The organism is Herminiimonas contaminans (assembly GCF_015645465.1).
Classification (GTDB): domain Bacteria; phylum Pseudomonadota; class Gammaproteobacteria; order Burkholderiales; family Burkholderiaceae_D; genus Oxalicibacterium; species Oxalicibacterium contaminans.
Genome location: NZ_JADOEL010000005.1, coordinates 1 through 14,165, shown reverse-complemented (window position 1 = coordinate 14,165; position 14,165 = coordinate 1). Strand labels below are relative to the sequence as shown.

Annotated in this window: 13 protein-coding genes; 5 read left to right on the top strand and 8 right to left on the bottom strand. The window is 53.4% G+C overall.

Annotation, left to right across the window (positions count from 1 at the left end; translation table 11 throughout):
* Positions 1 to 14: 14 nt before the first annotated feature.
* The 3 genes from IXC47_RS08100 to IXC47_RS08090 form a co-directional block, all read right to left on the bottom strand.
* Positions 15 to 449 carry a GNAT family N-acetyltransferase gene (locus tag IXC47_RS08100; protein ID WP_195875235.1) on the bottom strand — a complete coding sequence of 145 codons (435 nt, stop codon included), beginning with the start codon at positions 447 to 449 and terminating at the stop codon, positions 15 to 17.
* A 13-nt stretch (positions 450 to 462) separates the two neighbouring features.
* Complete coding sequence (locus IXC47_RS08095; RefSeq protein WP_195875234.1) at positions 463 to 1,218, bottom strand: SDR family oxidoreductase; 756 nt, start codon at positions 1,216 to 1,218, stop codon at positions 463 to 465.
* A gap of 66 nt (positions 1,219 to 1,284) precedes the next feature.
* Positions 1,285 to 1,722, bottom strand: a complete 438-nt coding sequence (locus IXC47_RS08090) for a carboxymuconolactone decarboxylase family protein (RefSeq protein ID WP_195875233.1) — start codon at positions 1,720 to 1,722, stop codon at positions 1,285 to 1,287.
* A gap of 112 nt (positions 1,723 to 1,834) precedes the next feature.
* Between IXC47_RS08090 and pdxR the strand changes: the two genes are divergently transcribed.
* The 5 genes from pdxR (at position 1,835) to IXC47_RS08065 (ending at position 8,275) form a co-directional block, all read left to right on the top strand.
* Positions 1,835 to 3,268, top strand: coding sequence for a MocR-like pyridoxine biosynthesis transcription factor PdxR (gene pdxR / locus IXC47_RS08085; RefSeq protein WP_195875232.1), 1,434 nt, complete (start codon positions 1,835 to 1,837; stop codon positions 3,266 to 3,268).
* A 122-nt stretch (positions 3,269 to 3,390) separates the two neighbouring features.
* Entirely contained in the window at positions 3,391 to 3,921 is a 531-nt protein-coding gene (locus tag IXC47_RS08080; protein WP_195875231.1) for a sigma-70 family RNA polymerase sigma factor, read from the top strand.
* Between the two features lie 8 nt (positions 3,922 to 3,929).
* Positions 3,930 to 4,928 (top strand): FecR domain-containing protein, encoded by a 999-nt coding sequence (locus IXC47_RS08075; RefSeq protein ID WP_195875230.1) that lies wholly within the window; start codon positions 3,930 to 3,932, stop codon positions 4,926 to 4,928.
* Between the two features lie 106 nt (positions 4,929 to 5,034).
* Positions 5,035 to 7,476 (top strand): TonB-dependent receptor, encoded by a 2,442-nt coding sequence (locus IXC47_RS08070; protein ID WP_195875229.1) that lies wholly within the window; start codon positions 5,035 to 5,037, stop codon positions 7,474 to 7,476.
* A 133-nt stretch (positions 7,477 to 7,609) separates the two neighbouring features.
* Entirely contained in the window at positions 7,610 to 8,275 is a 666-nt protein-coding gene (locus tag IXC47_RS08065) for an RluA family pseudouridine synthase (RefSeq protein WP_195875228.1), read from the top strand.
* Here the strand turns inward: IXC47_RS08065 and IXC47_RS08060 are convergent.
* The 5 genes from IXC47_RS08060 to IXC47_RS08040 all read right to left on the bottom strand — a co-directional run bounded on the left by IXC47_RS08060 (position 8,272) and on the right by IXC47_RS08040 (position 13,542).
* The gene (locus IXC47_RS08060) at positions 8,272 to 10,455 is read right to left on the bottom strand and encodes a putative bifunctional diguanylate cyclase/phosphodiesterase (RefSeq protein ID WP_195875227.1); all 2,184 of its coding nucleotides are present in this window, start codon (positions 10,453 to 10,455) and stop codon (positions 8,272 to 8,274) included. The genes IXC47_RS08065 and IXC47_RS08060 overlap by 4 nt on opposite strands.
* Positions 10,456 to 10,769: 314 nt before the next feature.
* A complete protein-coding gene (locus IXC47_RS08055; protein ID WP_303049239.1) occupies positions 10,770 to 11,846 on the bottom strand; it encodes a tartrate dehydrogenase in 1,077 nt (358 codons plus the stop codon).
* A 103-nt stretch (positions 11,847 to 11,949) separates the two neighbouring features.
* Positions 11,950 to 12,438, bottom strand: a complete 489-nt coding sequence (locus tag IXC47_RS08050; RefSeq protein WP_195875226.1) for a hypothetical protein — start codon at positions 12,436 to 12,438, stop codon at positions 11,950 to 11,952.
* A 110-nt stretch (positions 12,439 to 12,548) separates the two neighbouring features.
* Positions 12,549 to 13,127 (bottom strand): TetR/AcrR family transcriptional regulator, encoded by a 579-nt coding sequence (locus IXC47_RS08045; protein ID WP_195875225.1) that lies wholly within the window; start codon positions 13,125 to 13,127, stop codon positions 12,549 to 12,551.
* 190 nt (positions 13,128 to 13,317) lie between these two features.
* On the bottom strand, positions 13,318 to 13,542 hold the full coding sequence (locus IXC47_RS08040) for a hypothetical protein (protein WP_195875224.1): 225 nt from the start codon (positions 13,540 to 13,542) through the stop codon (positions 13,318 to 13,320).
* Between the last annotated feature and the right edge of the window lie 623 nt (positions 13,543 to 14,165).

Genomic DNA, 14,165 nt, shown 5'->3' with positions numbered 1-14,165 from the left:
AGTTGAAAGCGATCTTACAGTGCTTCCACGAAATGCATGCCGCGCGCCAGCAGCCCTTGCCGGAAGTAAAAGCGTTGTGCCAAGGCCATATGCAAGCCGGTATCCAGCACAAAGTGTTTGCAGCCCAGTAATGCAGCTTGCTGACGTGCTGATTGCAGCAAGAGCTCACCTATGCCGGAACGGTGCAATGTGCTGGTAACGACCAGATCGTCGACGTAGACGAAGCGGCTGTAGATCGTGCTTTCCAGTGAGCGATAGCCTGCCAGTCCGACGATGCTGCCCTTGCGCCAGGCTGCCAGCAAGCGATAGCCTTGTTCATATTGGCGCTTGATCTGTGCCATATAGCTTGCGCTATCTGTCAGATGCGGCCGCAGTTCCTGCATGACCTGGAACGACGCCGCCAGATCAGCGTTGTTTTCTATATGCCTGATATCCACTTCGGATTGCATGTCTTGCTCCAGATTATTTTGCTGACTGCGACTTGCTGAGCCAGGCCGAGAATCCTGTTGTCGCAATGCGTGCTGCGCCTGTCGGTGTCAGCGATTGATCATTGATTTGTGCGCCGTAGTAGGCCGCTTTCGGATCGACAACCACGACACGTTGGTCGCCCAGTGCATCCAGATAGCGTTTCATCAATTCGGCAAGGCCGACTTTTTCCGGGCCTGCTGCGTCGAAGCTGCTGTTGATAGGCTGTTCCAGTGCCGTGTCAGTAACGACTGCTGCAATGTCGTCGGACGAGATAGGTTGCACATGTGCGGGCGACAGGCGGATTTCGTTACCGACGGTACCGAATTGTGCGATACCACTCAGGAATTCAAAGAACTGGGTAGAGCGCACGATGGTGTAAGGCACTTTGGATTGCTTGATGAGGTTTTCCTGTGCCATCTTGGCGCGGAAGTAACCGCTTTCCAGCATGCGATCGGTACCAACCACGGACAAGGCGATGTGGTGTTTGACGCCAGCTTTTTCTTCCGCTGCCAGCAAGTTGCGACCAGCAGTTTCAAAGAAGTCGAGCACGGCCTGGTCTTCAAACGAAGGCGAGTTGCTCAAATCGATCACGACTTGCGCACCTTTGACTGCATCATCCAGACCTTCACCGGTCAGGATATTGATGCCATTGCTCGGTGAGCCGACCAGTACGTCATAACCAAGCTGGCGCAGATTGTTGACGACTTTGGAGCCGATGAGGCCGCTACCGCCGATAACCAGGATTTTCATATCAATCTTTCTGTGTCTGCCCGCCGCGAGTGCGGGACTGGGTGTGTTTGCAGGGTTTATTCCGGATTAGCTAGGCATCTTGCGGAATGCGACGGAGAAGCGATTCCAGCTGTTAATGGATGTAATCAACAAGGTCAGTTCTACCAGTTCTGCATCGGTGAAGTGCGGGCGTACCGCTTCCCATACGGCATCCGGCACGTGGCTTTGTGCGACCAGTGTCAGCGATTCTGTCCATTCCAGTGCGGCACGTTCTTTGTCGCTGAAGAACGGTGCTTCGCGCCAGGCTGCGACGGTCGCCAGGCGGCGTTCTGTTTCGCCGGCCTTGCGTGCATCGGTCACGTGCATGTCGAGGCAAAAGGCACAGCCATTGATTTGGGAGGCGCGCAGGCGCACCAGTTCTTTGAGGAGGATGTCCAGCGTGCCTTTGGCAATCTGGTTTTCTACACCCATCATGACGCGGATGGCATCTTTATCGGCAGTGAGGAAGTCGAGACGAGTTTGCATGTGTAACTCCTGGTTCAGGTTGATTTAATTAAAAATGGCGTTTCCTTGATGTGTAGTATGCGAATATCATGGCCGTGTTAGAAGGGCCAAGAAATGCAAAAAGGACTAGTCCATGAAAAATCCCAAACCTGAGCTCGACCTGAGCATAGATCGTACGCTGGAACTGCCCATGTATATGCAGATTTGCCAGCGTTTCAAGACGGCAATCGAGCAAGGGCACTTGCATGCAGGCGATCGCGTACCGGCAGTGCGGGCGCTGGCCACCGAGCTGAATCTGGCGCGCGGCACAGTGGAGATGGCCTATCGCATCCTGACCGACGAAGGTTACCTGCAGGTGAGGGGCGCTGCCGGAACTGTGGTGTCTCCATCCTTGCCGCAACCTGCAGTGGTCAAGCCACCGACAGCTATTCCCGGGCAAACCATCTCCGCCTTTCTCGATCACGATGGTAAAGCTCCCAAGCCATTGCAGCTGGGTCTGCCTGCGCTGGACGCTTTTCCGCGCAAGGTCTGGAATCGTCTGGTCGGTCATCGATTGCGTGGCAGCGAACCGGCAAGGCTCGGTTATCCCGATCCCGCTGGTTACGATCGTTTACGCGAGCGCATAGCCACTTATCTGGGCGTGTCGCGCGGCGTGACTTGCTTGCCCGAACAGGTCTTTATCACGACTGGTTTGCGCAATACGCTGGAGCTGACGCTGAGTAGTCTTTCCACTGCCGGTGATGAATTCTGGTTTGAAGATCCGGGCTATATCCTGGCGCGTCCCTTTCTGCAGAATGCGGCAGTCAAGGTCGTACCGGTACCGGTTGATGCAAATGGCTTGATCGTCGACGAAGGCAAGCGCCTCAGTCCTTACGCGAAGTTCGCAATGGTGACACCATCGCATCAGAGTCCCCTGGGTGTGACCTTGTCGCTGGAGCGGCGCATGGCTTTGCTTGATTGGGCCAGCAAAGCCGGAAGCTGGATCATCGAAGATGACTACGATAGTGAGTTTCGCTATCAGGGCAGGCCCTTGCCCGCATTAAAAAGCCTGGACCGAAATGATCGCGTTATTTATAGCGGTACCTTTAGCAAGGTGATGTTTCCTGGACTGCGTCTGGCCTATGTGGTTGCACCTGTCAGCGCAGTACCACGTTTCCAGGCGGTCTCTTACAATCTGAACGCGGGTTGCCCGTATTTATTCCAGGCCAGTGTGGCCGACTTTATTGCGGAAGGTCACTTCTCGCGTCACCTGAAAAAGATGCGTACGCTATATGCCGAACGTCGGCTGGTGACGCAGCAGGTATTCCAGCAGGTGCTGGGCGAGCGCATACGCATAGACTTGCGTCCCGGCGGTTTGCATATGCTGGCGCAACTGGGTGAGCATGAAAACGATATCTTGCTCGCAGACCAGGCACGTGCAGCAGGTCTCGCGTTGCATCCTTTGTCACGCTGGTACGTCAACGTGAAGCCGCAGCAGGGTTTGTTACTGGGCTTTGCCAATGTCGTGGATGAGAAGGATGCGCGGCGTATCGCGCTGAAGTTGAAGGGCGCCCTGGATATCAAATAGCTGTCGCGCGTGGTGTCCGCTCGCAAAACAACACTGTCGCGATAGGAATTGCGTAGCGCAAGTCGCTTGAGTTAATATGAGAATAGTTCTCATTAACATCAATCTGCGCTGAATCTCCCTTCATGTCTTCCTTCGAACCAGCTTTGCAGCAGCAAATGCATACGCTATACAGCAACCATCATGGTTGGTTGCATGGCTGGTTGCGCAAGAAGCTGGGCTGCGCACATCAGGCAGAAGATCTGGCGCATGACACTTTTTTACGTCTGATTGTCCGGCCGCGCCAGTTGGATAGCGCATACGATCCGCGTGCCTATCTGACCAAGATTGCACAGGGCCTGGTGGTCGATCTCTGGCGACGTCAGGAAATCGAACGGGCATGGCTGGCCACATTGGCTGCGCATCCTGAGTCCGTTGTGCCATCGGCCGAACATCAGGCCATCATCATAGAAACACTGATCGAAGTCGATCGCCTGCTCGCGCAATTACCGGAAAAACCGCGTCGCGCGTTGCTGCTCGCGCATCTGCACGATATGACTTATGCCGAGATCGCCGATGTGCTTGAGGTATCCGAGCGCATGGTCAAAAAATACATGGCGCAAGCCATGTTGCATTGTTTGCTGCACGGCGCAGCATTCAAAGAAGCGTTGGCTTGAGCATGACCATGAATGTTGCAGGAGCCGCTGCCATTAATCAGGAATTCGAATTCGCCACGCTGGAGCAGGCGGCCGAATGGTTTGCCGTGCTGCGTTCCGGTGCTGTCAGTGACGAAGAACGACAACAGTGGCATGCATGGCTGGACCTGCGTGAAGAGCATCGCCTGGCCTGGCAAAGGGTGGAGGCGATCAGCAATGGATTGGCGCTGCCCAAAGCGGCACCGGAAGCGGCCAATGCGGCATTGAGTGCGGCGGTGCTGCAACGCCGACGTAGCCTGAAGATGCTGTCCCTGTTCGCGGTGACCGGCCTGGTCGGATGGGGCGTCAGCCGCAACAGCGCGGTACAAACCGTATTGGCCGATTTGAATGCTGATTACCGTAGTGCGGTCGGGGAGATGCGTAACCTGACTTTGGCTGATGGTAGCGAGATCTGGCTCAATACGAATAGTTCGCTGGACCAGGATTTTGATGCGCAAATCCGACGCATCAAGCTGCGCAAGGGCGAGGTCTTGATTGCCACCCATCCGGACACCCAATCACCAGCACGGCCTTTCATCGTCTATAGCGCCGAAGGCAGTTTGCGTGCCTTGGGCACGCGCTTCAATGTTCGCCAGCTGGATGGTAAAACCCGACTCAGTGTGTTGGAGGGCAGGGTGGAAGTCGCACCACTGGATGCACCGGGCGTACGCCGGATCATAGAAAGCGGTCAGCAAGTCGATTTCAATCGTAGCGAAGTGCTGGCTGTAGCTACGGCAGATCCGACGCAACAGGCATGGAGCCAGGGTTTGCTGGTGGCTGACAATATGCCGCTGGCTAGCTTCATCGAAGAGCTGGCGCGCTATCGTCCCGGCTATCTGGCTTGCGATCCTGCCGTCGCCGATTTGCGCGTAGTCGGTGGCTTCCCCCTCAATCAGCCGGATCAGGCACTCGCCATGCTGGAAGCGTCTTTACCGGTCCGGGTGTATCAAACCTTGCCGTGGTGGGTCACGGTACGTGCCGGCGAATAAAGTCTGTTTAAATAATTTCAAAAAATCAGTTCCCCTTTTCTGATCTCGTACGGAAAGCAGAGTGAAGGCCTGCTGCCTGCCCTTACTTTTTCCGAAAGATCAGATCATGAAACATGATGTCCCCAGCCGCATTGTCGCAGCCCGCGTAGAATTCAAGTTGACGCCGGTGGCACTGGCAATGCATGCGCTGTTTGCAGGTGCACTCATCCTGAGTGTGTTGCCGACCAGTTCATTCGCGGCCGAGCCGCCTGCAGCCAAAGCCGCCACCTATAACTTCAATGTTCCGGCCGGTCCGCTGAGCAGTGCGATTGCGCGTTTTTCGGCACAGTCGGGCACCTATGTTTCCGTCAATGGTGCGCTGACCGACGGCAAGAATAGCCAGGGCGTGCAGGGTAATTTATCGGTGCCGGAAGCCATCACACGGCTGCTGGCGGGTAGCGGGCTGGAAGCCTTGATGCAAACCAATGGCAGCTATGTACTGCGCATGGCACCGATAGCCGATTCAACGCTGCCGGCAGTGACAGTCACCAGCGATGTCGTCCTGCCCGGCGAATTACCGAAACCTTTCGCCGGTGGCCAAGTGGCCAAGGGTAGCCGTGTCGGCATCCTGGGTAATGTGGATATCTTCGATACGCCATTTAGCACGCAAAGCTACACAGAAGAATTCGTGCAGGACCAGCAGTCGCGACGCGTCGCTGACATTATTTCGGTTGATCCTTCGGTACGCAGTGCGATGGCTGAGTATGGCGATAGTGAAACCTATCTTATTCGCGGCTTTCCGGTATTCGTGAACCAGGTTGGTGTGAATGGCTTGTACGGGATGACAGAGAGTCGCCGTATTACGCCAGAGTTTTATGAACGCATTGATGTGCTGAAAGGGCCGGCCGCGATGCTGAACGGCATTAGTCCGTTTGGCGTGGTCGGCGGCAATATCAACCTGACCAGCAAGCGTGCCGACGACAAGCCTTTGACACGTGTTACCGGCAGCTATATTTCAGACAGCCAGTTTGGCTTGCATCTGGATCTGGGGCGTCGCTTCGGTGAAGACAATGCCTGGGGTGTACGCGTGAACTTGCTGAAACGGGATGGCGATACACCGATAGACCGGCAAGACGACCATATGAAAAACGGCGCACTGGCGCTGGATTATCGTGGCAGGCAATTGAAAGCGAGCCTCGATGTGGCCAATCAGGATCGCCTGACGAATGGTTACTCCGCCAACATCACTTATGATTCCGGATTTGCATTACCCAAGCCACCGCAAGTTGATAAAAACTACGTAGACAATTGGGAATACATTAAAACCAAGGCGAAGTACTGGATGGCGCATGCCGAATACGAATTCAGTCCCGCTGTCACTGCCTATGCCAATTACGGCAAGTCGGAGGGGAATGAAGAGTATTACTACGCTGGCTCGCAAGGTCGCAAGTTCATCAATAGTGCCGGTGACTTTACTGCGCGTGCAGGTGGATTCCGCGGATCATACGAAGTTGATACCTATGACGTAGGTTTGCGCGGCAGGTTTATGCTCGGCAGTGTCTCCAATAGCTATGCGCTTTCATACAGCGGCTTTAGCCGAAAGGCATATGGCGCGACAGTGAATGCAACTGCGCAATACACCGGCAATGTCTATAACATTCCGAATCGCCAGCCGCCGGTCGTGAACTATGGGGCCATCCCGCAAAATGGTGATTTGCAATTAAGCAGTATCGGCCTGGTCAATACCTTTGGTTTTATGAACGACAATGTATTGCTGACACTGGGCTTGCGTAAGCAAGACCTGTATAGCGGTATTTTTACAGCCGGCATCAAAACCAGGGCATATGACGAAAGCAAAATCACACCTGCAGCAGCCTTGCTGGTGAAGCTTGGTAGCTATTCATTTTATGGCAATTACAGTGAAGGCCTGGCGCAAGGCGCAACCGCACCTGCGACCGTGACCGGCAACCCCAATGCGCTGTTGCCGCCGGCTGTTACCAAGCAGGTGGAGGGCGGTGTCAAATACAACGCTGGAACCTTTGGTGTTACAGCAGCGGTGTTCCAGATATCGCAACCGAATACCTTTACCAACTCGAGTGGTTTCTTTGTCGCGGATGGCGAACAGCGCAACAGGGGTCTTGAGTTGTCTACCTTCGGCCAGCCCTTGCGTGGTGTACGTTTGCTCGGTGGTATTACTTTGATTGATGCAGTACAAACCAAAACGGCAAATGGCATCAATAACGGCAAAGACGCAATCGGTGTACCGAAGGTAAACGTGGTGCTGAATGGAGAATACGATGTGGAAGCGCTGCAGGGTTTCACGCTTACCGGTCGCATTAATGCATTCAGCGGTGCGCAGGCGAATGCCGGTAATACGCAAAGCATCCCCGGCTGGCAGACGCTGGATGTCGGCGCACGATATGTCACGCAAGTGGCAGGCAAGGCCGTTACCTTCCGTGGCAATGTGATCAATTTGACTGACAAGAATTATTGGAATTCAGTATCGCGTGGCTTCATTACACTTGGCGCACCGCGTACCTTATTGTTGTCAGCTTCGGTAGATTTCTGACCGCTGCAGGAAACTCGCAGTGTGGCTTGATACTTTTCAGTGCGGATAGCGGCGGTAGCGGATCTTTTCTGTAAGATGGAACCCTGGTCGGCTTGTGCCGGCCTTGGCCCGAATCAAGGAAGACTTCGTTGTAATGACTGCCCGCATCGATACCTTTGTAGCACCACCCTGTGTAGATGAGATAGAAATCATCTACCAGGATGAGGCTATCTTGCTGATCAATAAGCCCAGCGGCTTGCTGACACTGTCGGGGAAGAATCCGTTGAACCTGGATTCAGTACATTACCGTCTGGTACAGCAATTCCCCGGTGCGTTGATGATACACAGGCTGGATCTGGGCACTTCCGGTTTGCTGGTAGTCGCGCTGAACAAAATCGCTGCCGCTCACATCAACCGCCAGTTCCAGTTACGCACTGTCAACAAAACCTATCAGGCCGTATTAGCCGGACACATGACGGACGATAGTGGCGACATCGAATTACCCATCGCCAAAGACCCGATCAATTTCCCGAAGCTAAAGGTGTGCTTGGCCACCGGCAAACCGGCTAGCACGCATTTCGAAGTGCTGGACAGGAATGTTGACACGACGCGGGTCTTGTACACACCACATACAGGGCGTACACATCAATTGCGTATCCACAGCGCGGGAGTAGGGCATCCGATACTCGGATGTGATTTATACGGGACGCTTGAGAGTGAGCGTATGGCGAATCGGTTGTTATTACATGCGATGACGCTGGAGTTTGATCATCCGCTTAGCGGAGAACGGATGCGCGGTGTCAGCGCATGCCCGTTTTAAGCCCTTTGTTGTAGCGGGCTTGCTATATCGTAAATCTCGGCAAACTCGGTGGCAGGTAATGGTCGTGAAAACAGATAACCCTGTCCTTCAGCACAGCCTATAGCGAACAAGGCCGAACGCTGTTCTTCCGTCTCTATGCCTTCGGCTATGGTTTCGAGTTTGAACGCATCAGCCATATCGAGTACCGCAGCGATCACGGTTTTATCCTGTGGCGAAGCGATCATGCCCTGCACGAATGAACGATCAATTTTGATGCGACTCAATGGATATCGCTTGAGCAAACTCAGTGATGCATAGCCGGTACCAAAATCATCGAAGGCAACGCCCACACCTTTATCACGCAAGAGCTGTAGCGACTTGAGTACCAGATCATCATGATCAAGTACGATGTCTTCGGTGATTTCCAGCTCTAGCGCTTCTGGCGGAAGGCCATGCCTGTCCAGTGCAGAGATCACCCGGCTGGCCAAATCATCCATGCGGAACTGTGCGCCAAACAAATTAACGCCCATACGGAAATGACTGACACCATAACGCATCCACTCAGCTGCCTGCGCGCAGGCTTCATCCAGCACCCAGGTACCGACCGTCGCCGCCAACGGACCGCTTTGTAATGCGGGCAGGAAAGCGGCAGGTGACAGCAGGCCACGTTCCGGGTGACGCCAGCGCAGCAGCGCCTCGGCGCCAGCCAGCGAGTTATCAGACAGACGGATCTGCGGCTGGTAAAACAATACGAACTCGCCCTGATGCAGGGCGCGCTGCAATTCCAATCCGTATAAATGACGCGCGACAGCTTCCATGCGTAGCAGATTCACATACATGAAAGTTTGTGCACCACCGAGACGCTTGGCGCGGAACAAGGCCAGGTCGGCATTGCTGATTAACTCCAGCGCTTCTTCCGCATGCTCAGGAGCAGTGGCGAAACCGCAGCTGGCTGTGACGCGTATCGTGTGATCATCGATACGCAGCGGTGTGCCGATCTGATCGATGATGGTTTGCGCCATGCACTGCACCCAGGTAGGATCGCTGGTGTCCGGCAGCAATACGGCGAACTCATCACATCCTATCCGTGCTGCCAATCCGGTTTTGCCGATGACAGACTCCAGCCTGCGCGCGACTTCACACAGGATGGCGTCACCTACCGCGTGACCCAGCGTGTCATTCAAATCCTTGAAGCCATCGAGATCTATCATCAAAACCGACGTTGGTGTACCAAGTGCCAGCAAGCGCTCCACTTCGCGATACAGGCAGGCACGATTGGCAAGGGCGGTGAGAGGATCGGTATTGGCAAGGCGGTACAGCTCTGCTTCTTCGCGTTTCTTTGCCGAGATATCCTGCAGGTGCGCATTGAAAACCAACTGACCGCGCTCTTGCCAGCAAAAGAGCGACAAGCCTAACTGGAACTCCGTGCCATCTTTGCGCAAGCCATAAATCGTTTCGGGTATCGGCAAGCCGTCAAAGGTACCTTTGAGGACGGCCTCATGCACCAGTTCCTGAAACAGAGGGCGGGCACATTCAGGCATGAGCACATCGGCCAACATGCCATTGCCTTCCTCCAGCGCGTAACCATGCAAAGCTGCTGCAGCCTGGTTCCAGTTGACGATCTTGCGATGCTCATCAAACCAGACCACTGCGGTCGGCGAGTTGCGTGCGAATTCTTCAAACGAAGGACGTGCTTTTTCCAGCGACAATTCTATTCGTCGCAATTCAAGACGATCAACTGTCATCTTCGCCAGCTCACGCAAGCGTTCGCAGTCTTCATCTGTAAACTCGCGCGGCTGACCATCAATCACGCATAAAGCGCCGAGTGCGTAGCCATCAGGTGATAGTAAAGGTACGCCAGCGTAAAAGCGCAGATTGGCAGCGCCGGTAACGAGTGGGTTATCACTAAAGCGATCATCCAGATGTGAGTCAGGGATGACCATCACATCGTTTTCCAGGATGGCGTGCGCGCAGAAGGAAACATCCCGGCACATATCAACTTCACCAACGCCGGTACTTGCCGCAAAAAATACGTGATCGTTGCCTATCATATTGACGGCAGCGACTGGCATGCCGAACATGCGTGCGGCGATCTGTACTACCGGATCAAGGGAAGGGAGCGGGCGGTCGGTACTCAAACCATAAGCAGCCAACGCCTGCAGGCGTTGAATTTCATCCGGCGGAATGGGAGGACATTTCATAGGAAATTTCCGTTCAAAGGCGCTGACAGATGCAAATTTTTTTCTAATATAACGTCTTTTGAAACATGCACAAAGGAAAGTGTTGACGTTCGGCACCATGCAATACCAAGTGCTTACACTTTCTTTGTTATTCCACTATTAACGTCTGATAACGCGCGATTTTTATCCCATGAATATGGGAATTTGGATGAGGATGTGCAGGATTTTGAGTGGAAACAGTATGAATGAAGCTGAGGTCTCTCAAAATAGAACTTCTATTCTGAGAGACCTGGCGTCATGAAAATACGTGCTGTCGAAGAGTCGAGATTGTGATTTTAGATTGCTGCAGCAATCGCCTTGCCGACATCAGTCGTATTGCCACTGCCACCCAGATCCGGTGTATTCGGACCTTGCACCAGCACCGTTTCTATCGCCTTCATGATGGCATCGTGCGCTGCCTTGTAATTCGCATCGCCATTGCCAAGGAAGTCGAGCATCATCGCTCCGGACCAGATCATGCCGATAGGGTTGGCTATGTTCTTGCCGTAGATGTCGGGTGCTGATCCATGTACCGGTTCAAACAACGACGGGAACTTGCGCTCAGGATTCAGATTGGCTGATGGTGCAATGCCGATAGTTCCAGTGCAGGCCGGCCCCAGATCGGACAGGATATCGCCAAACAGATTCGACGCGACCACGACATCGAAGCGCTCCGGTGAAAGTACGAAACGCGCGCACAAAATATCGATGTGATATTTGTCCCAGCGTACATCTGCATAGGATGGTGCCATTGCTTCGACGCGACTATCCCAATAAGGCATGCTGATAGAAATGCCGTTCGACTTGGTGGCTGAAGTTAAATGTTTCTTCGGTCGGCTTCGTGCCAGTTCAAATGCGTACTTCAGGATGCGATCAGTACCACGACGCGAGAAGATCGCATTCTGCGATACGAACTCGTGCTCGGTGCCCTCAAAACTCTTGCCGCCTACAGCTGAATACTCGCCTTCAGTATTTTCCCGCACTACGTAGAAATCGATGTCACCTGGTTTACGATTCGCCAGCGGGCAAGGCACGCCAGGCATCAGGCGTACCGGACGTAAATTCACATACTGATCAAAGTCACGGCGGAACTTGATGAGGGAGCCCCACAAGGAAATATGATCTGGAACCAGCGCAGGCATGCCAGCAGCACCAAAGTAAATCGCCTCAAATCCTTCCAGCTGTTGACGCCAGTCATCCGGCATCATCTGCCCATGCTTAAGGTAGTACTCGCAGTTAGCCCATTCCATCGTCGTGAATTCAAGTGCGATATTGAATTTGCGCGCCGCTGCCTGCAGCACGCGCAAACCTTCCGGCATCACTTCATTACCTATGCCGTCGCCGGCGATGACTGCGATCTTATGAGCTTGCATCAGACAACCTTTCACGTGGGAGAAGGACAGATCGATTGATCTTACCGAAACCAGATGAATATACAAGCGGCTGATTGAGGGGTAAAAGCAGCCTCCCTCATGGCTAAACTGCCAGCGATTTATTCCTTTTACGCAGCGAGATGATCTGAGCCGTCACACCGATGATCAGGATGATGAACAGAGCGCTTAAAGCTCCGAGCAGAAGCGGGGACTTTGGATCAGTTACGAATGGATGACCGTCAGGTACGCGACGCAAGGTTTCACTGACGCTGGGCACCATCAACAGGAACACGGTCAGGCTCAGGCATATGGTTTCGATGTAAATCGCAGCACGTCCAGCAAAGCGGATAAAAGCGATTCCATAACCCGTCACCAGCAGCAGGATAGTGGCAACAGCGATGCCGTAGCTCACGGGCTGGTGCGCCACCAGAAAGACGGTAACGGCACCTATCAGCATCGAAATGAAGTAGGCGATGCCAGCTCCTGTGCGAGGCGTGATCCGGCCATAGCGTAGCAACATATACAGCGCGAGGGGAATGGCGGGCAAGCTGCCCAGTGTGTGTAACCAGCCTAAAGGTGATATTCCAAACATGATGATTCCTTTCGTATGTTGATCAAATGATGCGGCTGTTAAAACTGAAAACTCCCTACTAGTTGGTAGGTAAATGGGCGAAATAAAATCGCTGCAACATAAAACCGGCTTCAGACTGCCAGCAAACGTTGCAACGATGGTTGTGTAATGACTCCGAAAATCTTCGCGTCCTGGTAGGCACGCGCTGACAGCATGGCGCCATGAACCGTGGCCATAAATACTTCCGCCTCGTCCTTTGCTGACGTGGTCAGTCGTATGCTGCCATTCGCTACGCCACGCTCCAGCACCAGGCTCAACCAATCCGACAGAGTACGGAAATGGGCGCTCACTTCATGCGCGACTTCTTCCGGCAGAACTGGTAACTGCGTTGCAAGCAATGCACATACGCAGAATGGGGCGCTGCCATCAGCGATGCAGGATTCCCAGTACTGGATATAGGCACGCAGCTGTTCAACCGGCTCCGGCACGTTACGCTCCAGTTCGGCCATACCCAGTTGGACCTCCCATCGGTAATTAACGACGAGCGTCCGCACCAGATTGGATTTGGTCGGGAAGTGGTGATGTATGGTCGCGTTGCGTACCCCAACTACCTTGGAAATATCGGCATAGCTAAAGCCGTTATAGCCCCCGGCAACGATCAGCGACCGGGCGCAGCTAATGATTTCTTCGGATGTGTTGTTCGCTTTCATTTCAAGCACTCTACATACTAGTAGGTAAGTTGTCAAGCGAGGCGATATTTGGGGTGTTATTGCCAGGTAGTGGCTGGTGTTTGCCGATGGGTGAGGGAGTTGCAGCGGCTTGCTTTTCCTTGGGAGCGCGCAAGCCGTGTATGAAGTTGCACGCTGTAAATGTGTGTGAATTTACAGGTGTGTACGTTGACTATGCTTTTGGGAAAAGGACGGTTGGTTTGGGCTGGAATTCCTTGTACACCTCACGATAGCACTCACGAATGAACTGCATGTCTGTATCGCCGAGAGCTTGCAGATCGTAGCCGAATGGCTTTTGTACCAGCTCAACTCCGTAGTCCGGGTTGCTGCCTGGGTACTGTGGGTCTGTGGCGAGGGCGTTAATTTTATCGGTGAATTCTTGAGGCGTGATTTCCATGAGGGCTTTCGTTTGGTTTGCCGGAAAGATGATTGCGACTGCAAAGGGAAGGAGTCTACATCATGGTGATTTGATGTGCGTTGACTTGGAATGATATGAAACTCTTTGATACTCGAATTGAATTCGGTGAGAAAGGAAAATATTGGGTGACGTCTAATATGCAAGGCGCATTTGAAAAATGAAAAGACTTGGCTGAATACTGTGTCCTGAATGTTGTGCTGGCAAAAGTAGTTTGCAAATTATGCCTAAGATGTGGTTGCGAGTAGCTCGCAGCTTGTTGCTGATTCATATCGCAGTATTTTTCAGCGGGGGGCAGATTCTAATCCCAAGAGAAATTGCCCCTTCTATATCTAATAGTTGTTACACGCTCCAGTGATGAGACGATCTTGTAATTATTTTGTTCGTTTTTTTGCCGCAAAAGTGCGAGTCCGGAGCCTTTTTTTCGTAAGTGACAACGGCTCTGGTTGCAGCCATGCGTCTGGGATCAATGCTCTCATGAACCGCCCCGGGTTTCGTGGAGGCTGGTTGGTTTAAGTTAAGTCTGCACGGTAGGATGTTCGCTTGTTTGCCGGTAGTAGTTTCTTTCCGCTTCGGCAGGAGGAATATACCCGATTGGCGCGAGC

What these genes read in the sequence shown, in the direction of transcription:
- IXC47_RS08100 (WP_195875235.1), bottom strand. Translation starts at nt 449, where the DNA reads ATGCAATCCGAAGTGGATATCAGGCATATAGAAAACAACGCTGATCTG.
- IXC47_RS08095 (WP_195875234.1), bottom strand. Translation starts at nt 1,218, where the DNA reads ATGAAAATCCTGGTTATCGGCGGTAGCGGCCTCATCGGCTCCAAAGTC.
- IXC47_RS08090 (WP_195875233.1), bottom strand. Translation starts at nt 1,722, where the DNA reads ATGCAAACTCGTCTCGACTTCCTCACTGCCGATAAAGATGCCATCCGC.
- pdxR (WP_195875232.1), top strand. Translation starts at nt 1,835, where the DNA reads ATGAAAAATCCCAAACCTGAGCTCGACCTGAGCATAGATCGTACGCTG.
- IXC47_RS08080 (WP_195875231.1), top strand. Translation starts at nt 3,391, where the DNA reads ATGTCTTCCTTCGAACCAGCTTTGCAGCAGCAAATGCATACGCTATAC.
- IXC47_RS08075 (WP_195875230.1), top strand. Translation starts at nt 3,930, where the DNA reads ATGAATGTTGCAGGAGCCGCTGCCATTAATCAGGAATTCGAATTCGCC.
- IXC47_RS08070 (WP_195875229.1), top strand. Translation starts at nt 5,035, where the DNA reads ATGAAACATGATGTCCCCAGCCGCATTGTCGCAGCCCGCGTAGAATTC.
- IXC47_RS08065 (WP_195875228.1), top strand. Translation starts at nt 7,610, where the DNA reads ATGACTGCCCGCATCGATACCTTTGTAGCACCACCCTGTGTAGATGAG.
- IXC47_RS08060 (WP_195875227.1), bottom strand. Translation starts at nt 10,455, where the DNA reads ATGAAATGTCCTCCCATTCCGCCGGATGAAATTCAACGCCTGCAGGCG.
- IXC47_RS08055 (WP_303049239.1), bottom strand. Translation starts at nt 11,846, where the DNA reads ATGCAAGCTCATAAGATCGCAGTCATCGCCGGCGACGGCATAGGTAAT.
- IXC47_RS08050 (WP_195875226.1), bottom strand. Translation starts at nt 12,438, where the DNA reads ATGTTTGGAATATCACCTTTAGGCTGGTTACACACACTGGGCAGCTTG.
- IXC47_RS08045 (WP_195875225.1), bottom strand. Translation starts at nt 13,127, where the DNA reads ATGAAAGCGAACAACACATCCGAAGAAATCATTAGCTGCGCCCGGTCG.
- IXC47_RS08040 (WP_195875224.1), bottom strand. Translation starts at nt 13,542, where the DNA reads ATGGAAATCACGCCTCAAGAATTCACCGATAAAATTAACGCCCTCGCC.